23 protein-coding genes are annotated in these 25,684 nt (G+C 73.1%); 2 read left to right on the top strand and 21 right to left on the bottom strand.

Going from position 1 to position 25,684, the window contains the following annotated elements; genetic code table 11:
- Positions 1 to 101: 101 nt before the first annotated feature.
- On the bottom strand, positions 102 to 557 hold the full coding sequence (locus tag ACQEVC_RS23250; RefSeq protein WP_432881035.1) for a MarR family winged helix-turn-helix transcriptional regulator: 456 nt from the start codon (positions 555 to 557) through the stop codon (positions 102 to 104).
- 105 nt (positions 558 to 662) lie between these two features.
- Between ACQEVC_RS23250 and ACQEVC_RS23245 the strand changes: the two genes are divergently transcribed.
- On the top strand, positions 663 to 1,427 hold the full coding sequence (locus ACQEVC_RS23245; RefSeq protein WP_432881033.1) for an SDR family NAD(P)-dependent oxidoreductase: 765 nt from the start codon (positions 663 to 665) through the stop codon (positions 1,425 to 1,427).
- A gap of 136 nt (positions 1,428 to 1,563) precedes the next feature.
- Here the strand turns inward: ACQEVC_RS23245 and ACQEVC_RS23240 are convergent, their stop codons facing one another.
- Entirely contained in the window at positions 1,564 to 2,223 is a 660-nt protein-coding gene (locus ACQEVC_RS23240; protein ID WP_432881030.1) for a PH domain-containing protein, read from the bottom strand.
- Positions 2,220 to 2,684: a MarR family winged helix-turn-helix transcriptional regulator gene (locus ACQEVC_RS23235; RefSeq protein WP_432881029.1), complete on the bottom strand. Its 465-nt coding sequence runs from the start codon at positions 2,682 to 2,684 to the stop codon at positions 2,220 to 2,222. The genes ACQEVC_RS23240 and ACQEVC_RS23235 overlap by 4 nt, the downstream gene beginning before the upstream one ends.
- A 285-nt stretch (positions 2,685 to 2,969) precedes the next feature.
- Between ACQEVC_RS23235 and ACQEVC_RS23230 the strand changes: the two genes are divergently transcribed.
- Positions 2,970 to 3,476, top strand: coding sequence for a hypothetical protein (locus ACQEVC_RS23230; RefSeq protein ID WP_432881026.1), 507 nt, complete (start codon positions 2,970 to 2,972; stop codon positions 3,474 to 3,476).
- Here the strand turns inward: ACQEVC_RS23230 and ACQEVC_RS23225 are convergent.
- The 18 genes from ACQEVC_RS23225 to pheS all read right to left on the bottom strand — a co-directional run bounded on the left by ACQEVC_RS23225 (position 3,463) and on the right by pheS (position 25,537).
- Positions 3,463 to 4,200: a hypothetical protein gene (locus tag ACQEVC_RS23225; protein WP_432881024.1), complete on the bottom strand. Its 738-nt coding sequence runs from the start codon at positions 4,198 to 4,200 to the stop codon at positions 3,463 to 3,465. The two genes, ACQEVC_RS23230 and ACQEVC_RS23225, sit on opposite strands and share 14 nt — an antisense overlap.
- Positions 4,201 to 4,281: 81 nt before the next feature.
- Complete coding sequence (locus ACQEVC_RS23220; protein ID WP_432881022.1) at positions 4,282 to 5,430, bottom strand: epoxide hydrolase family protein; 1,149 nt, start codon at positions 5,428 to 5,430, stop codon at positions 4,282 to 4,284.
- Positions 5,431 to 5,632: 202 nt separating this feature from the next.
- The gene (locus ACQEVC_RS23215; protein WP_432881020.1) at positions 5,633 to 6,133 is read right to left on the bottom strand and encodes a PH domain-containing protein; all 501 of its coding nucleotides are present in this window, start codon (positions 6,131 to 6,133) and stop codon (positions 5,633 to 5,635) included.
- A 209-nt stretch (positions 6,134 to 6,342) separates the two neighbouring features.
- Positions 6,343 to 7,809, bottom strand: coding sequence for an argininosuccinate lyase (gene argH, locus ACQEVC_RS23210; RefSeq protein ID WP_432881018.1), 1,467 nt, complete (start codon positions 7,807 to 7,809; stop codon positions 6,343 to 6,345).
- Between the two features lie 8 nt (positions 7,810 to 7,817).
- A complete protein-coding gene (locus tag ACQEVC_RS23205) occupies positions 7,818 to 9,029 on the bottom strand; it encodes an argininosuccinate synthase (protein WP_432881016.1) in 1,212 nt (403 codons plus the stop codon).
- Between the two features lie 156 nt (positions 9,030 to 9,185).
- Positions 9,186 to 9,701: an arginine repressor gene (locus ACQEVC_RS23200; protein ID WP_432881014.1), complete on the bottom strand. Its 516-nt coding sequence runs from the start codon at positions 9,699 to 9,701 to the stop codon at positions 9,186 to 9,188.
- On the bottom strand, positions 9,698 to 10,717 hold the full coding sequence (argF, locus tag ACQEVC_RS23195) for an ornithine carbamoyltransferase (protein WP_432881011.1): 1,020 nt from the start codon (positions 10,715 to 10,717) through the stop codon (positions 9,698 to 9,700). The genes ACQEVC_RS23200 and argF overlap by 4 nt, the downstream gene beginning before the upstream one ends.
- Positions 10,717 to 11,991 carry an acetylornithine transaminase gene (locus ACQEVC_RS23190; protein ID WP_432881008.1) on the bottom strand — a complete coding sequence of 425 codons (1,275 nt, stop codon included), beginning with the start codon at positions 11,989 to 11,991 and terminating at the stop codon, positions 10,717 to 10,719. Before ACQEVC_RS23190 ends, argF begins: the two co-directional genes overlap by 1 nt.
- Positions 11,988 to 12,893 (bottom strand): acetylglutamate kinase, encoded by a 906-nt coding sequence (gene argB / locus ACQEVC_RS23185; RefSeq protein ID WP_432881006.1) that lies wholly within the window; start codon positions 12,891 to 12,893, stop codon positions 11,988 to 11,990. Before argB ends, ACQEVC_RS23190 begins: the two co-directional genes overlap by 4 nt.
- A 58-nt stretch (positions 12,894 to 12,951) precedes the next feature.
- A complete protein-coding gene (argJ, locus tag ACQEVC_RS23180) occupies positions 12,952 to 14,127 on the bottom strand; it encodes a bifunctional glutamate N-acetyltransferase/amino-acid acetyltransferase ArgJ (RefSeq protein WP_432881004.1) in 1,176 nt (391 codons plus the stop codon).
- 404 nt (positions 14,128 to 14,531) lie between these two features.
- Positions 14,532 to 15,539, bottom strand: a complete 1,008-nt coding sequence (gene argC / locus ACQEVC_RS23175) for an N-acetyl-gamma-glutamyl-phosphate reductase (protein ID WP_432881001.1) — start codon at positions 15,537 to 15,539, stop codon at positions 14,532 to 14,534.
- Between the two features lie 285 nt (positions 15,540 to 15,824).
- Complete coding sequence (locus ACQEVC_RS23170; protein ID WP_432880999.1) at positions 15,825 to 17,018, bottom strand: PQQ-binding-like beta-propeller repeat protein; 1,194 nt, start codon at positions 17,016 to 17,018, stop codon at positions 15,825 to 15,827.
- A 178-nt stretch (positions 17,019 to 17,196) separates the two neighbouring features.
- Complete coding sequence (locus tag ACQEVC_RS23165; protein WP_432880997.1) at positions 17,197 to 17,541, bottom strand: hypothetical protein; 345 nt, start codon at positions 17,539 to 17,541, stop codon at positions 17,197 to 17,199.
- A gap of 125 nt (positions 17,542 to 17,666) precedes the next feature.
- A complete protein-coding gene (locus tag ACQEVC_RS23160; protein WP_432880994.1) occupies positions 17,667 to 18,878 on the bottom strand; it encodes an MFS transporter in 1,212 nt (403 codons plus the stop codon).
- A gap of 247 nt (positions 18,879 to 19,125) precedes the next feature.
- Positions 19,126 to 20,562, bottom strand: coding sequence for a hypothetical protein (locus tag ACQEVC_RS23155; RefSeq protein WP_432880992.1), 1,437 nt, complete (start codon positions 20,560 to 20,562; stop codon positions 19,126 to 19,128).
- Positions 20,559 to 21,641: a substrate-binding periplasmic protein gene (locus tag ACQEVC_RS23150; protein WP_432880989.1), complete on the bottom strand. Its 1,083-nt coding sequence runs from the start codon at positions 21,639 to 21,641 to the stop codon at positions 20,559 to 20,561. Before ACQEVC_RS23150 ends, ACQEVC_RS23155 begins: the two co-directional genes overlap by 4 nt.
- A 210-nt stretch (positions 21,642 to 21,851) precedes the next feature.
- Positions 21,852 to 24,434, bottom strand: coding sequence for a phenylalanine--tRNA ligase subunit beta (gene pheT / locus ACQEVC_RS23145; protein WP_432880986.1), 2,583 nt, complete (start codon positions 24,432 to 24,434; stop codon positions 21,852 to 21,854).
- A 41-nt stretch (positions 24,435 to 24,475) separates the two neighbouring features.
- Positions 24,476 to 25,537, bottom strand: coding sequence for a phenylalanine--tRNA ligase subunit alpha (gene pheS, locus ACQEVC_RS23140; protein ID WP_432880983.1), 1,062 nt, complete (start codon positions 25,535 to 25,537; stop codon positions 24,476 to 24,478).
- Positions 25,538 to 25,684 lie beyond the last annotated feature (147 nt).

Genomic DNA, 25,684 nt, shown 5'->3' with positions numbered 1-25,684 from the left:
CGTGGAGCGGTCGTCCCGCGCCGGGGAGCCGCGCAGCGTACCGGCGACTCGGTGCACGACCCGGCCCCGTACCCACCCGGCCTGGCGGCGGTGCGGCCGGGTCAGTGCCCGGCGGAGCGGTCTCCGGCAGCGGGGTTGTGCAGGTTCTCCGCGATCCGCCGCAGCAGGCCGACCAGCTGGGCCCGCTCGGGGTCCGTCAGGCCGGCCAGGGCCCGCCCGGCGGCCCGGTCCAGCAGGTCGGGCAACTCGTCGCGGAGCGCCCGGCCCCGGTCGGTCAGCCCGATCCGGACGACCCGGCGGTCGTGCTCGTCCGGAATCCGGGTGAGCAACCCGGCCGCCTCCATCCGCTGTGTCGTCCGGGTGACGGTCGGCACCTCGACGCCGATCCGCCGGGCGAGTTCACCGGGGGTCTGCCGGTCTTCTCGCCACAACTCCTCCAGCAGGAAGTTCTGCCCCGGGTGCAGCCCGAGCCGGCGCATCCCCTCGGTGGACACGCTTTTGATGCCTCGACTGACCAGGGCGAAGACGTTCCGGAACTCCCGCTCGTGCGGCGCCATGCGCAGACCCTATCGGCGCGCGCCACCCGTTGACTTCGTTAGCCGGCTAGGTAAATACTTAGCCGGCTAACTAAATGGTCAGCCGGCTGACGGAAGGCGTACGGGATGGAACTGGGACTTGCCGGCAAGCGCGTACTGGTCAGTGGAGCGTCGAGCAACATCGGCCGGGCCACGGCGGTGGCCTTCGGCGGCGAGGGCGCCCGCGTGGCGGTCGGGTACCACCGGAACGAGGCCGGCGCCCGGCACACCGCCACGCTGGTGGAGCAGGCCGGCGGCAAGGCCGTGCCGGTGCGGCTGGATCTCGGCGACGAGAGCGCCGTACGCCGGGGCGCCGAGCAGGCCCACGCCGCGCTGGGCGGCGTGGACGTACTGGTCAACAACGCGGTCGCGTTTCCCGACCACCCCGCACCGGACGAACTCTTCGAGACCGCACCGGCGGCACGGATGCGCGCCTCGCTGGCGGCCAACCTGCTCGGGCACTTCCTGCTCTCCCAGGCGGTGGTGGGGACGATGCGGGCGAACGGGTGGGGCCGGATCGTGCACATCTCGTCCGGGCTGGTCGAGGACGGCCGGGTCGGCAGCTCGGCGTACGTGACGCCGAAGGCCGGACTGCACGGGCTGACCCGGACCATGTCCCGGGAGCTGGCGTCGGCCGGCATCCTGACCAACCTGGTGATGGCCGGGCTGGTGGTCGGCGAGCGGAAGCTTCCCGAGCCGCTGCTCCGGCAGGCCGCCGCGGCTGCCGCCACCGGACGGACCACCGAGGCCGGCGAGGTCGCCAACCTCGTCGTCTTCCTCTGCTCGGCGGCGAACGGGCACGTCACCGGGGAGCTCATCCGGGCCGACGGGCACTTTCTGACCCCGGCCTGACCAGCGGGGCCCGTCCGGAATCCCGCGGTCCGGAAGGCTCCGGGGTCGCTTCCGGCCCCGGACGGCCACGGCGACTCGGCCGGGCGGCGCGGCGCCAGGCCATATGGCGCGCCAGGCCATGGGGCGCGCCGGCCGGCTATCCGGCGCGCTCGGGCAGGGCGGTGCGGAGGAACTGGCGGGCGCAGGTGACGAACCGTTCGGCGTCGTCGGCGTAGACCCGCAACTCGTGCACGGGCTCCTCGGTACCCTTCGGCACCGGCAGCACGATCGGCTCGCGCAGCAGGATGTCGACGGCGGTCTGGCTGGAGACCCCGATGTTGAGCACGATCCGGGTCTCGGTCCGCTCCAGCTGCACGGTACGGCCGGACGGGAGCGAGCGGTGCCGCCTGCGTACCGTCTCGATCGCGTCCCAGGGCAGGGTGAGGTCGATCGAGATGCCGTTGCGGACCCGGATCCCCGCCTCGCCGACCAGGTGGGGATGCACCCGCAGGCTGGCCAGCAACCCGATCATCCAGAACACCCCGTAGACGCCGAGCGCGGCGGCGACGATCCGGGCGATTTTCCAGGGCAGGATCAGGTCGAGCACGGGGATCTCGATCGTGGAGACCACGATGAAGACGATCAGCAGCGGCGTCACCACGCCCGCGTACCCGAAGGCCACCGTGCCGTCCGGGCCGGTCGGCCGGCGCAGGATCCAGCGGAACAGGCTGCGCCACATGCCCAGCTCGTAGACGGTGGCCCTGCGCAGCAGCGACCAGGCTGTCGTCAGTGCCTTCGGGAACGTGGTCCGGGTCATCGGTCGCCTCCGGGTTGCTGCTGCGCCAGGCCGATCCCGCGCAGCCGGGTGAGGATCTCGCCCAGCCCGGCGGTGAGGCACTCGAACCGCTCCGCCGGCATCTCCGCGAACAGCAGGTGGGCGAACTCCTGCTGGCCGCGCTCCATGGCCTCGACCGTCTGCCGGCCCCGCTCGGTGAAGGTGACCAGGGTCGCCCGCCGGTCGGTCGGGTGCGGCTGACGGCTGACGAATCCGGTCGCCTCCAGCCCGTCGACCAGCCCGGTGACGGTGCGGGCACTCACCTTGAGCGCGGCGGCGAGGTCCCGCTGGGTCATCGGACCGTGCCGGCGCAGCTCCCAGAGCAGGTGCGTACGCGAGACGGTCAGCCCGTCCTGGGCCAGGCTCCGGGTCATGTCGTCATTGATCAACACGACGAGTTCGAGTATCTGGTCCAGCGCCGCGTAATGTTTGTCGCCAATCATGTGCCCGCCACACCGTGAGTCATGCTCACTATTCTGCCACGACGCCGGTACGAGCGTCACCTCCGGGTCGGCCGCCGCACCGATGATTCATGACGCTCAATTGCTCACTCGCTCGCGATCTCGGCCCCCGGCCTTGCAGGTTGCGATAGGCGACGCAAAGGTAACTTTCAGTCGCCGAAATGGAGGACCCATCATGTATGTCACCGCGGCAGGGCTCGCCGGGATGGCGTTGGGTTTCATCGCCGGCCTGTGTACCTACCGAACGTCCCGCCGCTGGTGTGCGGCGTGCGGCGGCAGTCTGAGCTGCCCGGCCTGCGCCAGTACGGGCGTGGGCGTACGCCGCAACACCCCCGCCCGGCGGTTCCGATGAGCGCCACCCCGTCCGCGTCACCGAACGTGCCGCCCGGCACCGTGCTCGAACTGGCCAAGGAGGACTGGCGGTACGGCAGCCACCCGCTCCGCCTCATGGTCGAGTTCGTCCGCCTCGACCTGTCGACGTACTACGACAACCAGTGGGTCTGGATCAGCGGCCAGCGGCTCGCCCAGGACGGCAGCCCGCTCGGCCATCTCGACGCCCTGGTCCGGGTCTCCGCCCTGCCCTGCCCGTACGGCGACAACGGGCGTGCGGCCAACTCGGGAACACCCGCCTCCGGCCGGCGTGCCGCCGGGGCGAACGGCTCGGCACGCCGGACCGCGCCACGGCAACGTAGCAGGCAGGATCCTGGTCAGCGGTCGGCCGGCGGCGCCCACGGACCGGACGGCCGGGACGGACCCTCGGTCAACCGTCCGTAGCCGCCGCGACCGCGTCATGGTGCGCCAGTACGCCCCGGGCGGCGGCGAGGGCGGTCTCCGCCTCCGGCGTGCTCGCGCCGGCCAACCCGACCACGACACGGAGGTGTCGGTCCACCGCGTCCGCCAGCCGGCGCCACCGGACCGGACGCCCGGTCGCCGGATCGAGTACCGAGCCGGAGTCGCGGGATCGCAGCGTCTCGGCGAGCGCGGCGTCCAGCCCGCGTACCGCCCGGTCGAGGGGCGCGGCGGACCTTTCCGGGGCGGTGTAGCCGGGCGCCTGGTCCAGCACCATCCGGAAGACCGTGACCAGGTCGTCGGCGTGCCCGCAGACCCAGCGCCGGGTCCGGTGGATCCGGCCCAGCTCGGGCCAGCGCTTCCGGGCCGCCTGCCGGGTGCTGCCGGTCGACTCCCCCAGGTCGGCCAGGCTGGCCCCCAGCCAGACGGCGTCCGCCGCGTCCTCGGCGGCACATCCGGCGGCCACCTCGGCGAGCAGCGCCTGCGCGGCCTGGCCGGCCCGGACCCGGCGCAGGTACGCCGCCCGGCGCAGCCGCTCGTCGGCGACGTCGCCGGGCTTCGACCCACCCTCGGGGGCAGCGAACGACGGGTGTCCGGCCAGCATCCCGGTGAGCCGCCGGCTGAACTCGACGACGAGACCGACGAGTTCGTCGTACTCCCGCTCGGAGAGCTGATCGAAGGCTGCTTCCGTCCGGCGTACCCGTGCCATGGTCCACTCCTGACAACCTGAGGTTTACAACGCGACGGTAGCACCGTAAACCTCAGGTTCACAACTGGTCGGACAGCTTCGTCAGGCGGCGCCGAGCGAGCCGAAGAATCCGCGGATCTCGTCCGCGAGCAGGTCCGGCTCCTCGTGCGGCATGAAGTGGCCGCCGACCCCCGGTTCGGTCCATTGGCGCAGGTCTCGGCAGGCCCGCTCGGCGAGCTGGCGAGGGAACCCGGCCAGGCCCGGTTCCGTGCTCAGGGTGACCGCCACCGGCACGGTGATGTCCGGCCGGGGCGGGTTGTGCGGATAGTCGAGGTACTGCCGGAACGACGAGCCGACCGCCCCGGTGACCCAGTAGAGGGTGAGCACGGTGAGCAGGGTGTCCGGGTCGAACCGGCTGGCCAGGTCGCCGTGGCAGTCGCTCCAGTCCCGATACTTGTCGACCAGCCAGGCCGCCAGCCCGGCCGGCGAGTCGACCAGCGCCGCCGCGATGGTGTCCGGCCGGGTACCCATGATCGCGCTGTAGCCGCCGTCGGTCTCGTCGTAGCGCTGCTCGGCCTCGATGAAGGCGCGCTCGGCCGGGTCCAGGGGCCGGGCGTCGAAGCTGGCCGGGAAGGGCGGATGGATCAGGTGGACCCCCCGGACGTGGTCGGGATACGCCGCACCCAGCCAGCCGGCCACCGCTCCGCCGATGTCACCGCCGAAGACGCCGTACCGGTGCTGGCCGAGCAGCTCGGTCATCAGCCGGTGCAGCGTCCGGGCCATGGCGGCCCGGGTGAGCGGCTCCGCCGGCAGTTCGGAGTAGAGGAAACCGGGCATCGACGGCACCACCACGTCGAAGGCGGTCGCGGGATCGGCTCCGTACCGGCCGGGATCGGTCAGCCGGTCGGCCAGCGGCAGCAGCTCCACGAAGCTGCTCGGCCAGCCGTGGGCCAGCAGCAGCGGCGGCGGTGCCGGTACCCCGGCCGGCCGTCGTCCGGCCATCCGCACGACGTGCAGTCGCCGGCCGTCGACCTCGGCCAGGAACTGCGGGTACGCGTTCAGCCCGGCCTCCCGGGCCCGCCAGTCGAAGCCGTCGGCCCAGTAGCCGACCAGCTCTCGGAGATAGTCGGGATCGGTGCCGGCCTGCCAGGGCCGGTCACCGCTGCGGTCGGTGAACCGGCTACGGCGCAGCCGGACGCGCAGGTCGTCGAGGACCGGGTCGGATACCTCGATCTGGAACGGGGAAATCATCAGAAGTCCTCCGGAACGGAGGGCATCGTCCCCGGACCGCTATGGCACGGAATGCGCCGGAGTCAGCGGAGGCGGAAGGCCGGAGAGGATGCCCGAACGAAACGGTCGCACTGCATCGGGCTCACCTCCTCTCGGCGCTGACCGGAGGATCGTGCCACGGATCCGACCGGCCCACAAACCGGTTACCGCCGCGGTCACCGGCTCACCGGCGGCCGGTGGTCCTCGGCTGCCCGCGGTGCTGCTGCCAGAACTGGATGATCTCCTGGAGTTCCGCCAGGAACCTGTCCGCTCCGGAGAAGGCCCGCTCGTCGAGGAAGAACAGCGTCCTGCGCCGCCGCTGCTGCTGCTGGTCGTAGACGGCCACCACGTACCGGGAGGTGACGTCGAAGGGGCCGACCCGGGTCACTCCCCGATTGTCGTGCAGGTGGAAGTCGTGGATCTCCGACCAGGCGTACCGCCGGTCGCCGAGGAAGCCACGCCGGAGTATCCCGTCGGCGCTGACCACCGTCCCCATCCGGGACACCCGCAGGGCCACCCCGAGCAGCAGGCCGAGGGTCCCCAGCAGGATCACCGCCGACAGCCAGCCGGGCAGCCCGGTGCCCAGCGCGGCGTAACCGACCGGCAGCATCACGACGACGGTCAGGACGACGAAATAGCCGATCATGTCTCTCGGCATCCGGTACGTCGCCGGCAGCGGCCTCAACGCAGCTCACCACCCCATCCATCGCCGGTACGCCCGACGGGGCGCCCGGAACGAAGATTATCGACGTCCGAGGCGCTGCGCCATGCGCCGGACGGCGGATCCCGCCCCTGTCGCCGGGACGGCGTCCGCCCGGTCGACGCCAGCGGGAACCGGACCTCCCCGGGCGCCGCGTCGATCCGCCGACGGGTCCGGGGAGGTCCCGCGATCCGTCAGGTACGCGGCAGGACCTGCTCGGTGGACCACTCCCGCCAGCCGTCGAGCTGGTCGGCGGCGGCGGCGAGCTGGTCGGCGACCGGACCCGGTCCGGTCGAGCCGGGCGTGGTCCGGGCGGCCAGCGCGGAGCGGACCGACAGCACGTCCCGGACACCGGGGTCGAGGTGCTCGCTGACCAGCCGCAGGTCGTCGTCGGAGACCTCGTCCAGCTCGCAGTCCCGGGCCACGCAGAGCGCCACCAGCCGGCCGGTCACCTCGTGCGCCTCCCGGAACGGCACGCCCTTGCGGACCAGCCAGTCGGCGACCTCGGTGGCCAGCGAGAAGCCGACCGGGGCGGCGGCGGCGAGCCGGTCCACCCGGACGGTCATGGTGGAGACCATCCCGGCCAGCGCCGGCAGCACCAGATCGAGCGTGTCGATCGCGTCGAACACCGGCTCCTTGTCCTCCTGCATGTCCCGGTCGTACGCCATCGGCAGGCCCTTGAGCATGGTCAGCACGGTGACCAGCCCGCCGATCAGCCGGCCGGACTTGCCCCGGGCCAGCTCGGCGACGTCGGCGTTCTTCTTCTGCGGCATGATCGACGAACCGGTGGCGAACGAGTCGTCCAGCTCCACCCAGCCGAACTCCTGCGAGGTCCACATCACCACCTCCTCGCCGATCCGGGACAGGTGCACCCCGAGCAGCGCGGTGACGAAGAGGAACTCGGCCACGAAGTCCCGGTCGGCGACCGCGTCCATCGAGTTGGCGAACGAGGTCCGGAAGCCCAGCTCCTTGGAGACCGCCACCGGGTCGAGCGGCAGCCCGGAACCGGCCAGCGCGCCCGCGCCGAGCGGGCTCACCGCGGCCCGGTGGTCCCAGTCGCGCAGCCGCTCCAGGTCCCGCAGCAGCGGCTGGACGTGTGCCAGCAGCCAGTGTCCGAAGGAGACCGGCTGGGCGTGCTGCACGTGGGTCATCCCCGGCGCCGGTGTCTCCAGGTTGCGGGCCGCCTGCTCGACCAGCGCGTCGGCCAGCCCGACGATCCGGGCGGCCAGCCCCCGGGCGTGATCGCGCAGATAGAGCCGCAGGTCGGTGGCGACCTGGTCGTTGCGGGACCGGCCGGCCCGTAGCTTGCCGCCGAGCGTGCCGAGGCGTTCCAGCAGGCCGCGTTCGAGCGCGGTGTGCACGTCCTCGTCCTCGACCGTGGGCCGGAAGGTGCCGGTGAGCACCGCCGCCTCCAGGTCGTCCAGCGCGGCCAGCATCCGGCCCAGCTCGTCCGGGTCGAGCAGGCCGGCAGCGGCCAGCACCCGGGCGTGTGCCCGGGAGCCGGCCAGGTCGTACGGGGCGAGCCGCCAGTCGAACTGGACGCTGACCGACAACCGGGCCAACGCCTCGGCGGGACCACCGGCGAACCGGCCACCCCAGAGGCTCGTACGGTTGGTCCCGGCACTGTTCTCGGTCAAGCTCTTGTCGTCCACGCCGACCATTGAACCCCTCACTTCTCGAAGCCGCCCAACCGGGCGTCGCGGGCTGCCGCCATCCTGCTCGGCAGGCCCCAGAGCTGCACGAAGCCCTTGGCCAGGGACTGGTCGAAGGTGTCGCCGGTGTCGTAGGTGGCCAGGCCGAAGTCGTAGAGGCTGGCCTCGGAACGCCGGCCGGTCACCACCGCCCGGCCGCCGTGCAGGGCCAGCCGTACCTCGCCGGAGACGTGCTGCTGGGTGTCGTCGATGAACGCGTCCAGCGCGTGCCGCAGCGGCGAGAACCAGAGGCCGTCGTAGACCAGCTCGCCCCAGCGCTGGTCGACGCCCTTCTTGAACCGGGCCACGTCCCGCTCCACGGTGACGTTCTCCAGTTCCTGGTGGGCGGTGATCAGCGCGATCGCGCCCGGCGCCTCGTACACCTCGCGGCTCTTGATGCCGACCAGCCGGTCCTCGACCATGTCGAGCCGGCCCACACCCTGGGCCCCGGCCCGCCGGTTCAGCTCCAGGATCGCCTGGTACGGGGTGACCGTCTCGCCGTCGATCGCCACCGGTACCCCGGCGTCGAAGGTGATCACGACGATGTCCGGGTCGCGCGGCTCGGCCGGGTTGGCGGTGTAGGAGTAGACGTCCTCGATCGGGGCGTTCCAGATGTCCTCCAGGAACCCGGTCTCCACCGCCCGGCCCCACAGGTTCTGGTCGATCGAGTACGGCGACTTGTGCGTGACGTCGATCGGCAGCCCCTTCTCCTCGGCGTACGCGATCGCCTTGTCCCGGGTCCAGGCGAAGTCCCTGGCCGGCGCGATCACCTTGAGGTCCGGGGCGAGGGCGCCGAGCCCGGCCTCGAACCGGACCTGGTCGTTGCCCTTGCCGGTGCAGCCGTGCGACACGATCGTGCCGCCGTAGTACTTCGCCGCCTCGGCCAGGTGCTTGACGATCAGCGGCCGGGACAGCGCCGAGACCAGCGGATACCGGTCCATGTAGAGCGCGTTGGCCCGCATCGCCGGGATGCAGTAGTCGGCCGCGAACTCCTCGCGGGCGTCGACCACCACCGACTCGGCGGCGCCGCAGTCCAGCGCCCGCTGGCGGATCGCGGCCAGGTCCTCGCCGCCCTGTCCGACGTCGATCGCCACCGCGATCACCTCGGCGCCGGTCTGCTCGGCAAGATAGGGAATGGCGACCGAGGTGTCCAGGCCCCCGGAGTACGCCAGGACGACGCGGTCACTCATGCCGGCCCTCCGCTGCGCTCCGGGCCGCCATGAGGCACATCCACACTGAATTTGATGATTCGCTCGCTACGCTCACTCATGCCAGCCCTCCGCTGCGCTCCGGGCCGCCATGAGGCACATCCACACTGAATTTGATGATTCGCTCGCTACGCTCACTCATGGTGTCGTGCTCCCCTCAGCATGTTCTTCCCGGGCCGCCCAGGCGGAGAGCTTCTCCCCCAGCGCCGCGCCACCGGTGACCTCGCGGGCCACGACGAGGATGGTGTCGTCGCCGGCGATGGTGCCGACGACCTCCGGCAGCCCCGCCCGGTCCAGCGCGCTGGCCAGGTACTGGGCGGCACCGGGTGGGGTGCGCAGCACGGCGATGTTGCCGCTGGAGTCGACCCCGTTGAGCAGTTCGCGCAGCAGCCGGATCAGCCGGGCCGGCGCCTGCTCGGCGTCCCGCAGCGGCCGCTTGCCGTCCTCGGGGATGAGGTAGACGGCCGGTCCGTCGCCGCCGCGCACCTTGACCGCGCCCAGCTCTTCCAGGTCGCGGGAGAGAGTGGCCTGGGTGACCTGCACCCCACCGTCGGCGAGCAGGTCGGCCAGCTCGGTCTGCGAGCGGATCGCCCGCTCGCGGATCAGGTCGACGATCCGGGCGTGCCGGGCGGCCCGGGTCAGTGGTCCGGTCATGCCGACTCGCCGACCACGGACGCGATGATCGAGGCCGCTGACGGCTCGCCGGCCGGCTGCGCCGCGGCTTCCCCGGCGGCCGCGCGCTCCTCGGCGTGCCGCTCCAGCAGCCAGGCGAGCAGCGCCTTCTGGGCGTGCAGCCGGTTCTCCGCCTGGTCGAAGACCGCGCTCCGGGGGCCGTCGAGCACCTCGTCGGTGATCTCCTCGCCCCGGTGCGCCGGCAGGCAGTGCAGCACCACGACCTCCGGGGCGGCACCGGCCAGCAGGGTCTTGTTGACCTGGTACGGCTGGAACGCGGTGAACCGGTCCCGGCCGTCGCCCTCCTGCCCCATCGAGGTCCAGGTGTCGGTGGCGACCACGTCGGCGCCGGCCACCGCCTCGACCGGGTCGCGCAGCACGCGTACCGAGCCGCCGGTGCCGGCCGCGATCTCGGCCGCCCGGTCCAGTACGGCCGGGTCGGGTTCATGGCCGGCCGGGCCGGCGACCCGGACGTGCATCCCGGCGGTCGCCCCGCCCACGAGGTAGGAGTGCGCCATGTTGTTGGCCGCGTCGCCGAGGTACGTCAGGGTCCGGCCGGCGGTGCCGCCACAGTGCTCGCGGACGGTGAGCAGGTCGGCCAGGAGCTGGCAGGGGTGGAAGCCGTCGGTCAGCCCGTTCACCACCGGCACCGTCGCGCCCTCGGCCAGCTCGGCGATCCGGTCGTCGCCGAAGGTGCGCAGCACGATCGCGGCGACGTACCGGGACAGCACCCGGGCCGCGTCCACCAGCGACTCGCCCCGGCCGAAGTGCGTGACCTGGGTGTCCACCACGATCGGGTGGCCGCCCAACTCGGCGATGCCGACGTCGAAGGAGAGCCGGGTACGCAGGCTCGGCTTGTCGAAGAGCACCGCCACCGCCCGCGGGCCGGCGAGCGGGCGCAGGGCGTACCGATCAGACTTCATCCGGGCGGCGAGGTCCAGTACCGCCGACTGCTCGGCCGGGCTGAGGTCGTCGTCGCGCAGGAAGTGCCGGGGCATCAGAGTCCACCCCGATTCTGCTCGACGACGGCCGGAGCCGACGTCTCCGGTCCTGCCGGTGCTGCCGCGTCCAGCGCCCCCGGTGCCGCCGCGTCCAGCGCCCCCGGTGCTGCCGCGTCCAGGGCGACCGGGAGGGCGGCGAGGAACGCGTCGGCCTGGTCGAGACTCAGGATCAGCGGCGGCGCCAGCCGGATCGTCGCCGGCTGCACCGGGTTGGTGAGGAAGCCGGCGTCCCGCAGCACCCCGGCGGTCGCGGCGGCGGCCGGCGCCCGCAGCACGATGCCGAGCAGCAGCCCGGCGCCGCGCACCTGCGCCACCAGCGGGTGGTCCAGCGCCTCCACCCCGCGCCGGATCCGCTCGCCGACCCGCTTCACGTGGTCGAGCAGCCCCTCGTTGGCGATGGTGGAGATCACGGCGAGGGCGGCGGCACAGCTCACCGGGTTGCCGCCGAAGGTGGTGCCGTGCAGGCCCGGCCGGAGCAGCTCGGCGGCCTTGCCGAAGGCCAGGCAGGCACCGATCGGCAGCCCGCCGCCGAGCCCCTTGGCCAGGGTGACCAGGTCCGGCTCGATCCCGTCGGCCTGGTGCGCGAACCAGTGCCCGGTACGCCCGATCCCGGTCTGCACCTCGTCCAGCGCCAGCAGCGCGCCGTGCGCGGCGGTGATCCGCCGGGCCGCGGCGACGTAGCCGGGCGGCGGCACGACGACGCCGTTCTCGCCCTGGATCGGTTCCAGGATCACCATCGCGGTCCGGTCGGTGACCGCGGCGGCCAGCGCCTCGACGTCGCCGTACGGGACGTGGGTCACCTCGCCGGGCAGCGGGCGGAACGGGTCGACCTTGGCCGGCTGGCCGGTGAGCGCCAGCGCGCCCATGGTCCGGCCGTGGAAGCCGCCCTCGGTGGCGACCACCTGGGTACGCCCGGTCAGCCGGGACAGCTTGAAGGCGGCCTCGTTCGCCTCCGCGCCCGAGTTGGCGAAGAAGACCCGACCGGGGCGGCCGGCCAGCGCCAGCAGCAGTTCGGCCAGCGACACCGGCGGCTCGGCGACGAAGAGGTTGGAGACGTGCCCGAGGGTGGCGACCTGCCGGGAGACCGCCTCGACCACCGCCGGGTGGGCGTGCCCGAGCGCGTTGACCGCGATGCCGCCGACCAGGTCGACGTACTCCCGGCCGGCCTCGTCGACCACGACCGCGCCGCTGCCGCGGACCAGCGCGAGCTGCGGGGTCCCGTAGTTGTCCATCATGGACTGCGTCCAGCGGTCGACCAGGGTCGTTGTCATGGCGAGACCGCCCCGGGCTCGGGAACCACCATCGTGCCGAATCCTTCCGATGTGAAAACTTCCAGCAGGGTCGAGTGCGCCACCCGCCCGTCCACCACGTGCGCCGCCGGCACCCCGCCGCTGACCGCCCGCAGGCAGGCCTCCATCTTCGGCACCATTCCCGACTCCAGCTTCGGCAGCAGGTCGGCGAGCTGACCGGTGGTGATCTCGGAGACCAGGCTGTCGGTGTCCGGCCAGTCGGCGTAGAGCCCGGGTACGTCGGTGAGCACCACCAGCTTGCGGGCCCGCAGCGCGACGGCCAGCGCGGCGGCGGCGGTGTCGGCGTTGAGGTTGTGCAGTACGCCGTCGACGTCCGGCGCGACGGTGGAGATCACCGGGATCCGGCCGGCCGAGATCAGGTCGGCGACCGCCGAGACGTTCACCCGGTCCACGTCGCCGACCTGGCCGATGTCGACCGGTTCGCCGTCCACGTACGCCGGCCGGCGTACCGCCGTGAAGAGCCGGGCGTCCTCGCCGGAGAGGCCGACCGCGTACGGGCCGTACTCGTTGATCAGACCGACCAGTTCCCGGCCGACCTGGCCGACCAGCACCATCCGGACCACGTCCATCGCCTCCGGCGTGGTCACCCGCAGCCCGCCCTTGAACTCGCTGGCGATGCCGAGCCGGCGCAGCATGGCGGAGATCTGCGGACCGCCGCCGTGCACCACCACCGGCTTGAGCCCGGCGTAGCGCAGGAAGACCATGTCGGCGGCGAATGCCCGCTGCAGCTCCGGGTCGATCATGGCGTTGCCGCCGTACTTCACCACCACGGTGGAGCCGGAGAAACGGGCCAGCCAGGGCAGCGCCTCGATGAGGGTGGCCGCCTTGCGCTGCGCCTCGGTCAGGTCACGGGTCAGCATCATGGCCGTGCCTGCGTTTCGTTCGCGACTGCGGGACTCCGCTTCGCCGCGTTCCTCGCGCTCACGTCGAATACGCCGAGTTCTCGTGCACGTACGCGTGCGACAGGTCGTTGGTCAAAATGGTTGCCTCGGCCGGGCCGGCGTGCAGGTCGATCCGGATGGTCACCTGCCGGCCGGAGAGGTCGACCTTGGCCCGGTCCTCGGCGGCGGCCCCGGACCGGCACACCCAGATCCCGTTGACCGCCACGTCGATGCCGTCCGGCTCGAAGGCCGCGGCCGTGGTGCCGACGGCGGCGAGGATCCGGCCCCAGTTCGGGTCGTTGCCGAACAGCGCGGTCTTGACCAGGTTGTTCCGGGCGACCGCCCGGCCGACCTCGACCGCGTCGTCCTCGTCGGCCGCCCCGACCACCTCGATCGCGACCTCCTTGCTGGCGCCCTCGGCGTCGGCCACCAGTTGCCGGGCCAGGTCCCGGCAGGCCTCGGTGACCGCGGCGGTCAGCTCGGCCTGGCTCGGCGCGATCCCGGAGGCCCCGCTGGCCAGCAGCAGTACGGTGTCGTTGGTGGAGAGGCAGCCGTCCGAGTCGACCCGGTCGAAGCTGACCCGGCAGGCCTCCCGGAGCGCCTCGTCCAGCACGGCCGGTCCGGCGACCGCGTCGGTGGTGACCACGCAGAGCATGGTGGCCAGCGCGGGCGCGAGCATGCCGGCGCCCTTGGCCATCCCGCCGACCGTCCAGCCGGTGCCGGCGACCACGGTCGTCTTGGGCCGGGTGTCGGTGGTCATGATCGCCTCGGCCGCCGCCGGTCCGCCGTCGGCGGCCAGCCCGGCCACCGCCGCGGCCACTCCGGGCAGCAGCCGCTCCATCGGCAGTCGCTCGCCGATCAGCCCGGTCGAACAGATCGCCACCTCGCCGGCGCCGACCGCCGGCCCGCCGTCGGTTGATCCGGAGAGCGCGGCGGCGGCGTGTTCGGCGGTGGCGTGGGTGTCCTGGAAGCCAGGCGCTCCGGTGCACGCGTTGGCGCCGCCGGAGTTGAGCACCACGGCCCGGACCAGCCCGGCCCGGAGCACCTGCTGGCTCCAGAGCACCGGTGCCGCCTTGACCCGGTTGGCGGTGAAGACCCCGGCCGCCGCGGCGTCCGGTCCGTCGTTGACCACCAGCGCGACGTCCCGGGCGCCGCTGGACTTGAGTCCGGCGGCGACACCGGCCGCCCGGAATCCCCGGGGCGCGGTGACGCTCATGCCGGCCCTCCGCTGCGCTCCGCGCCGTCATGAGACTCATCCGCACTGAACTGGCTGACTCGCTCGCTCCGCTCGCTCATGCCGGCCCTCCGCTGCGCTCCGCGCCGTCATGAGACTCATCCGCACTGAACTGGCTGACTCGCTCGCTCCGCTCGCTCATGCCGGCCCTCCCTGGTTGCCTGCCGCCGCGATCTCCGCCGGCCCGCGGTGCCCGGCGGGCACGCGGGGCCGCGACGCTGCCGAACCGACGGGTACGCAGCCCGCCGCCGCGACGCCACCTGCCGCCACCGACGCCCATCCGACTGCCACGACACCTGCCGCGACACCTGCCGCGACCGACGGCCATCCGACTGCCGCGACACCTGCTGCGACCGGCGGGGGCCCGGCTGTCGTCGTCGCCCCGGTCACGGTGCCACCCCATGCGCGGACAGGCCGGTGGTCTCCGGCAGCCCGAGCATCAGGTTGGCGCACTGCACCGCCTGGCCGGCGGCACCCTTGCCGAGGTTGTCGATGGCGCTGACCACGATCAGTCGGCCGGAGTCGACGTCGACGGTCGCCTGTAGGTGGCAGGAGTTGCCGCCGAGCGTGGCGGCGGTGTGCGGCCACTGCCCTTCGGGCAGGAGATGCACGAACGGCGCGTCCGCGTACGCCTCGGCCAGCACCGCGCGCGGATCGGCCGGTACGCCGTCGGCGGGCAGCGCGGTGACGGTGGCCAGAATGCCGCGCGGCATCGGGGCCAGCACCGGCGTGAAGGAGAGCCCGGTCGCCCCGCTGGCCTGCTTGATCTCCGGGACGTGCTGGTGGGCGCCGACCTTGTAGGGCGAGAGGTCGCCCATCACCTCGCTGCCGAGCAGGTGCGGCTTGGCCGACCGGCCGGCTCCGGAGGTGCCGGAGGCGGCGACCACCACGACGTCGTGCGGGGCGGCCACCCCGGCGGCGAGCAGCGGGGCGAGGGCGAGGATGGTGGCCACCGCGTAGCAGCCGGTGGCGGCGACCCGGGTCGCACCGGCGATCGCCGCCCGCTGGCCGGGCAGCTCCGGCAGGCCGTAGGTCCAGGCGCCGGCGTGGGTGCCGCCGTAGTAGCGGCTCCAGGCGGCGGCGTCGGTGAGCCGGTGGTCCGCGCCGAGGTCCACCAGGCGGACCCCACCGGGCAGGGCGGCGGCCAGCGCCGCCGACTCGCCGTGCGGCAGGGCCAGGAAGACCAGGTCCGCGTCGGCGAGCACCGCCGGTTCGGTCCGGCCGAGCACCAGGTCGAGGCCGGTGAGCTGCGGGTGTACGGCGGCGACCGGCTGACCGGCCTGACTGTGTGCGGTGGCGGCGACCAGGTCGAGTTCGGGGTGCCCGGCAATCAGCCGGAGCAGTTCGCCACCCGCGTAGCCACTCGCGCCGGCGACCGCGACTCGAATTCCCATGCCCACCTCCGCATTTCTATGCAGTGAGCACGCTAGCAGACATCGCCAGGCGACTGCAAGTCTATGCGGTGGACTGAATGATCTTTCGATCTGGTGAACCCGGAGTTGCACATCCGCGTCGAGCTGCCCGGCGGTACGGTGACCGACGTTCCGCGATCTACCCGGCCGGGCCATCGACCGCCACCGCAGCCCCGACCAGCCCGGTGGGCTGCAGCCGGCGGGACGCTGGTTGTCCCCCACCGGCAGCCCGGTGGTCTCGCCCGGATCTGCGCCGAGCGGCAGGGGTCAGGCCGGTCCGGTCAACTGCCACAGGCCCAGCCGGTCCGGTGCCGTCCGGCAGACCAGGGCGGACGGGCCGGCCCGGCAGTCCACCACCCCCGGTGGCAGGGCACCGAGGATCCGCAGCGCCGCACCGTCGGCCACGGCCAGCAGCGACCGGCCGTCGTAGGCGTCCGGCCGGATCAGGATGTCCGGGGACCAGACGATCGAGTTCCACCCCCGGGGCCGGGCCCGGCGCCACCGCTCCGCCCCGCTGGCCGGATCCAGCGCGACCACCCGCGATTCACCGTCCAGGCAGGCCAGCCCCGCGCAGTCCCGGATCAGCTCGCCGATCCCGTCACCCGGCCGGGTCCACCGTCGGGTCAGCCCGGGCAGGTCGTACCCGCTGACGGCCGGTTCCCGCCCGGCGGGGTGCCGCAGCACCAACCGGCCGCTGACCACCCGGGGGTTGCTCTGTGCGTAGTCAGCCGGCGGCAGTTCACCGGTGCCGACCAGGGCACCGGTGGCGAGGTCGCGCAGTTCCGCCGTGACGTTGTCGTGCACGATCAGCGCCTGAGCCGGATCGCCGGGCACCGGCTGCACGACCGCGGTCGACGCCAGCCGCAGCCGCCACCGGACCTCCCCGGTGGCCAGGTCCACCGCCTCGACCGCTCCCTCCAGCCGTCGACCGGCACCGGAGACGCTGCGCACCTCGGAGACCCCGAGCCCGAGGTCGCTGCCGCCGACCCGGATGACCCGGCCCGGCCGGCTCCACCGCACCGCGCCCGTGCGGACCGACCTGGCGGCGGTCACCGTACGCCGGCCGACCGAGTCGAGTTCGGCGACCAGCAGGATCTCGCCGACCCGCTCCGCGAAGTGCCGGCCGGCCATCGTGACCGGTACCGTCCAGCGCCGGTCCCCGCCCGGCAGGTCGTACGCGGTGAGGGTGCCCGGCCGGCCGGCCAGCGCGGCGGAGACGAGCAGTACGTCGTCGGCGACGAAGTACGTGCTCTCGGCCGGCACGTCGAGACCGCCCACCGGCCGCAGCGCACCGTCCGGCGGCGCGGCAGCGGTGACCCCGAAGACCACGAGGAAACCGGAGAGCAGCCCCGCCAGCCAGCGCGCCGAAACCCGGCGCGACCCGGGCGAAGGCGGCGTTTCGACATCGGGGAGGCCGCGGTCGTCGCCGAGGTCGATGAGCACCGTGGCGCGGCTCTCCACCTGGTCTCCCGATCTGCGGGCCCGGTCCCGGGCTCGACGGTCAACCGAGCCTAGCCCGTCCGGCCACGAGGTCGTCCGGCACGGCGCCGCCCGCCGTCACTCGGCTGGCGGCGGTCACCGCATCGTCCCGCAGCCTCGGTACCGCCCCGACGATCGTGGGTCGCGGGCCCGACATGCGTCAGTCGCAGATCTCGTCGAACTCCTGCCGGACCTGCTCGAACGCCGTGTCGAACTCCGCCAGCTTGGGCCGCAGCGTGGCGGCCGGCTGACTAGAGTCGATGTCGGCCGCCTCAATGGTGTCGGCCAAGCGCTGGATCGCGCCCTTCACGTCGCCGTCCGCGGACTCCGCCAACTTCGCCAATTCGGGTTGCATGGCTTCGATCTGGGTGGCCCGGACCTCTTCCGCCGAGCCTCGCAGGCCATGGAACTGGCCGAGCACGGTCCGGGTGTCGTCGCACGCCTGCGGCGAGGTGTTGACCCCCGCCCCGCGACATCCCCCGGCAAACAGCAGCACCAGCAGCACGCCGCACCCGAGCGCCCGCCGTCGATGACTCCCCACCCCGTAACCTCCGAAAGTCGTGTGCGAGGCAGATCCTTCAGCATCGCCGGCGAGATGTCCATTCTTCGATGTCACAGGCGCCGTCGATGTCACAGGCGCCGGCCGGGCGAGTCTGGCCCGCGCATCCCACCATGAGGCTCCGACCGCAACTTCAGGATCTGCCACACCGCCAGGAGCACCAGTCCGACGCCGACGCCGGCCCACACCCCGGCCGCGAAGGGTGTGGAGCGGCGCTCGGACAGGATCCCGAGGGCGGGGCGGGCGACCGCGATGCCGACCCCGGCCAGGCTGGCGACCACCCCGAAGACCAGGGCGCGGACCCGGCGCGAGGCGACCTCGTTGGTGAGCACCTCCAGCACCGTCATCCCGAGCGCGTAGCCGAGGCCCATCACCGGCAGGAACAGGAACGGGCCGAGCCACTCCGCCTGACTCACCGCGACCAGGGTCGCGAGCACGAGCAGGAACGACACGGTCAGGGCGAGCCGTCGGCGCGGCACCGAGACATATCCGGCCAACAGGCCGCCGAGCACCGACGCAGCGGCGAAGGCCGCGTACATCCAGCCGGTGACCTGCGCGGACAGCCCGAGTTCCAGGGCCAGCGGCTGGAACAGTATCCGGGCGCTCCAGCCGAACAGCAGCAGCAGGACCCCCAGCCACACGGCCCGGCGCAGCCGCACGTCGGCCACCGCGGCCCGGATGTCGGCGTACACCGAGGAGAGCGTGGTCGTGACGCGGGATCCGGCGATCTCCGGCAGGGTCAGGGCGAGCAGGAACGCCAACCCGGCCAACCCGGCGGTGACGGTGAACGGCAACGTCGGTTCCATCTTGTACAGGTAGCCGGCGGCGAGCAGGGAGAGCAGCACCGAGCCGCTGCCCACCGCCCGGATCAGCCCGAAGGCCCGGGCCGGATTGATCTCCAGGTCGTCCTGAAGGCAGAGTTCGTAGAGGTAGGCGCTGGCCGCCCCGGAGGTGAGCGCCCAGAGTACGGCCCAGAGCACCCACGCGGCGAAGAGCATCTGCACGGTACGGACCTGCGAGATCGCCGCGAACGTCAGCACCGCACCCCCGGCCAGCGTCAGGTACGCCCGGCGCCGCCCGATCCGGTCCGCGAGCACACCCACCGGCAGCTCGCAGGCCACCGAGACGATCCGGAACACTCCGTCGGCGAGTACCGCGGTCGCCAGCGGGAAGCCGAGGTCGAGCAGGTAGATCAGCCAGATCGGAAACCAGAACTGGACCTCCAGCAGGAACTGGGTGACCGCGAAGGTGCGGATCGCCCGGCTGCGCAGCGCCTGCCTCATCCAGCCTCGCCGTGGCTGGCGCGGTGCCGGCCACCCAGATCGGGGCCGGACTTCACGGACGCCGGGCCGGACACCACGGACGCCGGGCCGGACACCACGAACGCCACGGACGCCGGACCAGGCTTCCCCGGTGCCGGGCGGGACTCCCCCGCTGCCGGACCGGACCCCACGGATGCCGGGCCGGCCGGACCCGCTCCGGTCGGGGGTGCCGGGGCGGCCGGACCCGCTCCGGTCGGACCGACGGAGTTCATGCGCTGCGATCCCGCCGGAAGAACAGGTACACGACGACCAGCAGCGCGGAGACCACCCCGGAGGTGACCAGAATGGCATCCGCCGGTTGCGAGGCGACCCAGGCCACCAGGGAGGACCTGCCGAGGTCGTAGACGGCCATCTCCGGATCGCTGGCGATGGAGCGGCCGAACTCGGTCACCGCGAGCGCCGTGCCGAGGATCGACGTCATGGCGATGCCGAGCAGGATCAGGTCGGTGAACATCGCCGACCGGGCCGTACGCCGGGCGGCGAGTTCGGCCAGCCGCCGTCCGCAGAGTTCGATCTTGAAGTGTACGGGCTGCTCCAGGAGCTTCTCGTAGTCCCAGAAGTCGAGGATCGCGTCCATCTCGACCCGTACCGCCCGCTTGAGGTACTTCGACAGGTCCTGGCGCTCCATGATGATCAGCTCGGCCCGCTGGCTCAGCCCGGTCAGTTTTCCCTTGAGCTGCTCCAACTCCCACCGGGAGCCGGCCGCCGCAGAGTCGGCGAGGATCTTCGAGAGCCGGGCGTCGATCCGCTCCAGCACTCCGTAGAAGACCTGGGCGTAGCGCAGCGCCTCCCACTGGTCGCGGTACGGGTCGCCGGGCAGCATCCGGCCACCCGCACCGGTCCGGTCCAGGAAGAGGTAGTTCAACCAGCGGACCAGGTGGTCGAGGTCGCCGTCGAGCAACCGGTCCGCCGGGGCCCGCTGGTCGTCGCCGATGACGACGTCCTTGACCCAGTGCCGGGTCATCTCCTCGGCACCCGGCGCGACCGGGTCGACCACCAGACTGCGGGTCACCCAGAGCGCCTCGCCGAACTCCGCCGTCACCGAGTCGTCGGCCGGGGTGGCCGCCCGCAGCACCGCCTCGTCCCGGTCCGCCTCGCGCAGCAGCGCGAGCACCGGGTCCAGGTACCGCCGGACGATCTCCCAGGCGGTCTGCTCACCCAATTCCACCGCCCGGGCCTGCAGCTCGTCGAGCCGGGCCGGTAGCCGGTCGGTCTGCCCGGCCAGCCAGGGGTCCACCTCCGCCAGCATCTCCAGCAGCATCAGCCCGTGGTCGTACAGCCGGAAGCTGATCTCCACGAGCCCGGCCCACAGCAGGTCACCGGTTCGCGCCGGCAGGTGCTCCGGGCGGAGCCGGCCGGTCAGCACGTGCAGCGTCCGCTCCGCCGCGTGTTCGCTGATGCTGCGGTAGAGGTTCAGCGAACTGCGCGGCCGGGTGTGCTTGAGCACCACCACCGGCGGCGACCCGGCCGACGCCGACCCGGCGACCTCCGCCGGAACGGGCGGCGCCAGCCGGGGCAGCAGCGCGTCCAGGGCCGGCTGCCGCTCGGCCCAGAACCGCGCGTGCGCCTCCGGCTCCCGCAGCGCCGCTCCGGGTACGGCGTAGAAGTCGACCACCACCGGGGCGAGGATCCGTAGCTGGGTCACTGGCCCACCGTCCCCAGCCGGAGTGCGCGGGCGTCGACGTGCAGTACCCGCCCCTGCGCCGGCCCGTTGGTCAGCTTCACCTCGACCAGGATCCGCCCCGGGGTCGGGCCGGCCCGGCCGACGAACTCCTCCGGCCAGTCGAGCACCTGTGCCCGGGTGCCCCGCGGGGCGAGCAGCACCGGTCTGCCGCGCTCGTCCAGCAACTCCACCAGTCCGGCACCGCCGACCGGGTCGAGGATGACCTCCCGCTGCGCGGGCGGGTCGAGTTCGGCGACGATCTCCGCGTAATCCTCGCTCCGGCGCAGCTCCGCGAGCACCTGGTTGAACTCCCGCATCACCACGGCCGCCTCGGCGCTGTCCGTCATCATGAAGTACAGCCCCTCGACGGAGTGGATCAGCGGGTCGTCGCCCTGGAGGTGGCCGAAGTCGCCGACGTCACCGGCGAAGGAGGGGTCCGCCAGCGCCGCCTGGCCGGAGAGCAGCCCCTCGGCGAGCAGGTCGATGCGGCCGTCGGCCAGCGCCCGGAATCCCTCCAGTGTGGACGGGAACTCCACGAAGTCGGTGACCGCCGACTCCAACTCGTCCCAGTAGCCGTACCCGGTGATGCCGCCGACCCGCAGCGCACCCAGCTCGGCGGCGGACGAGACCTTCGGCTGGCCGGCCCGGCGGTTGTAGAAAAGCACGTACTCGAAGTCGACGAGCGGTTCCGACAGCAGCAGGTCCGCCCGCCGGGACTCGCTGCCCACCAGCGGGAACGTCCCGATGGTGGCACCGGAGCGGACCTGCTCCTCGGCCAGCGACCAGGAGGTGTACCTGATCTCGGGGCGGTAGCCGGAGCGGCTGAGGACCTCCACCACCAGCTCGGTGACCGGGCCGCCGTCGGGCAGATCCGGGCCGACGAACGGGGCCCACTCTCCACTGGAGACCAGCACCGGCCGGGACGGTGAGGTGGGCGACGGGCGCAGTCCGGCCACCACGTACGCCCCGGCTCCGGCCAGCACCAGCAGCAGGGCGAGCACCGGGCCCCAGATCCGGAGCGGCTTGAGCAGGGCGTTCCATCTGGTTGGGTTCGGCGTCACGTTCGATCTTCCAATCCGGACAGTGACGCCCGGGGTCTGCGGACGCGTACCCCCGAGACGTCTCCGCGAGACCGTAGAGTACAAGATCCGCGAAACCGGACGGGCTCGCTGCACCGGGGACGGCCGACATCCTCCCGCCGAAGAACGTCGCGGCCGTCGCGCCGGAGCGCGACGGCCGCGATCGACCATCCGTCGGGATCGGCGTCCCGGTCAGGCGCCCCGGAGCACCGCCCCGAACCGGCGGGCCGCCTCGGCCACCGCCGCGTCCCGGGCGGCCACCGCCTCCTCGCCGGTCAGCGTCCGGTCCGGCGCCCGGAACACCAGCTTGTACGCCAGTGACCGGCGCCCCTGCCCCAACTGCTCAGAGGAGTAGACGTCGAAGAGCCGGATCGACTCCAGCAGCTCACCGGCGCCCTCGGCCAGCGCCCGGCCCACCTCGTCGGCCGGCACGCCGGCGTCCAGCACCAGCGCCACGTCGATCAGCGCGGGCGGATAGCCGGAGATCCGGGGTGCCGACACCACCGGGGCGGGCGGCAGGGCGTCCAGGTCGATCTCCAGAGCACTGGTCCGGGGCGGCAGGTCCAGCTCGGCCAGTACCGCCGGATGCAGCTCACCGGCGTGCCCGACCAGTACGTCGTCGACCCGGAACTCGGCGCACCGGCCCGGGTGCCAGGGCGCGTACCCGGCCTGCCGGACCACCACCCGGTGCCCGGGGATGCCGGCGGCGGCCAGCACGTTCCGGCCCGCCTCCACGGCGTCCGCCCAGCCGGCCGGACGGCCCGCACCCCACCAGCCGGCCGGCTCCACCTCGCCGGTCAGCACCGCGGCGACCCGCCACGGCTGGTCCGGCAGGACGGCGTCGGCGGCCCGGAACTCCTCGTCACTCGGCCGGTGGTCCACACCCATCGCGGGAGGCGGGGCGGTTCCCGGCCGGGGCAGGAAGACCATGCCGATCTCGTAGAGCGCCACGTCGCGGTGGCCCCGCCCGAGGTTGCGGCGCAGTGTGCCGAGCACGGTGCCGAGCAGCATGGTCCGCATCAGCGGCTCGGTGTCCGCCAGCGGGTTGGCCAGGCGTACCGCGGTGCGGCGCGGGTCGTCGGCGGGCAGGCCGAGCCGGTCGGACAGCTCCGCGGCGACGAACGGCGGGGAGAGCACCTCGACGAAGCCGCTCTCCGCGAGGGTACGGCTCACCGAGCGGCGCCGCCGCTGCTCCGGGGTCAGCCCCCGGCCGGGCGGGGCGACCGGCAGCACCGACGGCACCTTGTCGTAGCCGTCCAGCCGGATCACCTCCTCGACCAGGTCCGCCGGGTCGGTGAGGTCGGGCCGCCAGGTCGGCGGGGTGACCACCAGGGTCTCCGGCCCACTCGCGTGCCGCCCCCCGTTTCCGTTTCCGTTGCCGTTGCCGGCACGCCCGTCGCCGACCGCCACCGCGCAGCCGACCCGCTCCAGCAGCGCCATCGTCCGGGCCGGCTCGTACGGCACCCCGGCCCGCCGGGCCGGCAGGTCCGCGTCGATGACGATCCGGTTCGGCGGGCTGACGTGGTCGACGTCCAGCACCTCGGCGCCGGCCGTGCCTCCCCCGTACGTGGTGAGCAGCGCGACCGCCCGCTCCAGGGCGACCAGCGGCAGCGCCGGGTCGACGCCCCGCTCCCAGCGCTTGGCGGCCTCGCTGAACAGCCGGTGCCGGCGGGCCGTCCGGCCGACCACCACCGGGTCCCAGTGCGCCGCCTCGAAGAGCACGTCGACGGTGGTGTCGGCGACCTCGCTGGTCTCGCCGCCCATCACGGCGGCGAGCGAGATCGGCACTCCGCCGTCACCGGCCACCGATCCGGGCAGGCCGGCGTCGCAGATCACCAGGTCCTCCGGGTCGAGTGCCCGGTCCACCCCGTCCAGCGTGGTCAGCCGCTCCCCCGGCACCGCCCGGCGGACCACCAGCTCGCCCCGGAGCGCGTCCAGGTCGAAGGCGTGCATCGGCTGACCCAGCTCCAGCATGAGGTAGTTGGTGATGTCGACCGGCAGCGAGATGGTCCGGATGCCGGCGTGGGTCAGCCGCCGCCGCATCCAGGTCGGCGACTCGGCGGCCGGGTCGATCCCCCGGACCACCCTCGCGGCGAACCGGTCGCAGCCGACGGTGTCGACGACCCGGATCGGGTACGCCGGCTCCGGCGTCGCCCCGGGCGCGGGTGAGCGCCCCGGGTCCCGGAACGGCACCTCGAAGGCGTGCGACAGCTCCCGGGCCAGGCCGCGGACGGACATCGCGTACCCCCGGTCCGGGGTGATCTCGACCTCGACGACCACGTCGTCGAGCCCGACCACCGGCCGCGCGTCGTCACCGGGCTTGGCCGGCACGTCCTCGGGCAGCACCAGGATGCCCGCGTGGTCGTCGCCGATCCCCAGCTCGCGGACCGAGCAGATCATCCCGTTGGAGTTGCGCCCGTACGTCTTCCGGGCGCCGATCGCGAACCCGCCGGGCAGTACGCCGCCGGGCAGGATCACCACCACCCGGTCGCCGACGGCGAAGTTGGTCGCCCCGCAGACGATCTCCTGCGGCTCGCCGGTGCCGTTCGCGGCGCCGACGTCGACCCGGACGAACCGGATCGGCTTCTTGAACCCGGTCAGCTCCTCGATCTCGAGCACCTCGCCGACCACCAGCGACCCGGTGACGGTGCCGCGCAGGTCCACGATGGACTCGACCTCGATACCGAGGTTGACCAGTGCCTGGTCCAGCTCCTCGGGGCTCAGCTCGGCGGGCAGGTCGACATGTTCGCGCAGCCAGGAAACAGGAATTCGCATGACTCAGACCACCGCATCCGTTCCGACGTTCGCCATCCCGTTCACACCTCGACCCCGAACGCGCGGGTGAACCGCACGTCGCCCTCGGCCATGTCCCGCATGTCGCCGATGCCGTGCCGGAACATCAGCGTGCGCTCGATGCCCATCCCGAAGGCGAATCCGGAGTAGACGTCCGGGTCGATGCCGCAGGCCCGCAGCACCCGGGGGTTGACCATGCCGCAGCCGCCCCACTCCACCCAGCGCGGGCCGTCCCGGTGCTGGGCGAACCAGACGTCGAACTCGCCGCTCGGCTCGGTGAACGGGAAGTAGTGCGGGCGCCAGCGGGTCCGTGCCTCGGCCCCGAACATCGCCTTGGCCAGGTGGTCCAGGGTGCCCCGCAGGTGCGCCATGGTGATCCCCTCGTCCACCACCAGCCCTTCGACCTGGTGGAAGACCGGGCTGTGCGTGGCGTCCAGCTCGTCGGTCCGATAGACCCGGCCGGGGCAGACGACGTAGATCGGCGGCTTGCGGGCCAGCATCGTCCGGGCCTGCACCGGCGAGGTGTGCGTACGCAGCACCAGCCCCGGTACGTCCAGGTAGAAGGTGTCCATGGTGCCCCGGGCCGGATGGTCCGGCGGGATGTTCAGGGCGTCGAAGTTGGTCCACTCCAACTCGACCTCGGGCCCCTCGGCGATCTCGTAGCCCATCCCGACGAAGAGGTCGCCGATCCGCTCCGACAGGGTGCTGATCGGGTGCCGGGCGCCGCGCGGCCGCCGGTCGTAGGGCATCGTGACGTCCACCCGCTCCTCGGCGAGGATCCGCTCGGCCTGCGCCGCCTGGACGACCGCGAGCCGCTGCGCGTAGGCGGACTCGATCGACCGGCGGGCCTCGTTGACCCGCTTGCCGGCGTCGGACTTGGCGGCCGGCGGCAGCGCGCCGATCTCCCGGCGGGCCAGCGACACCGGCGCCCGGTCGCCGAGGTGCGCCCGGCGCAGTTCGGCCAGCCCGTCGGGATCGGTGGCGGCGTCGAACGCGGCCGTCGCGTCGGCCACCGCCGCCGCCAGCGCCTCCGGGTCGAGCAGGGCGACCTGCTTCGGGTCGTACGGGTCGTTGCGATACGTCATGGCGTGCGGCTACTCCCTCTACATCGCGGGCGGTGGTCCCGCTGCCTGCGCGTCGAATGTCCCCTGCGCCGCCTTGGACGCCTCCGGCACTCCGCCGGAGACCCGGATCGGCCCGCTCACGAGCGGTACGAGAACCGGGCGATCCGG

The sequence above is a fragment of the Plantactinospora sp. CA-294935 genome (assembly GCF_050936445.1).
In the GTDB taxonomy this organism is placed as follows: Bacteria; Actinomycetota; Actinomycetes; order Mycobacteriales; family Micromonosporaceae; genus Plantactinospora.
Note: the sequence above shows the minus strand (reverse complement) of the source record. Positions and strands in the feature narration are given on the sequence as shown.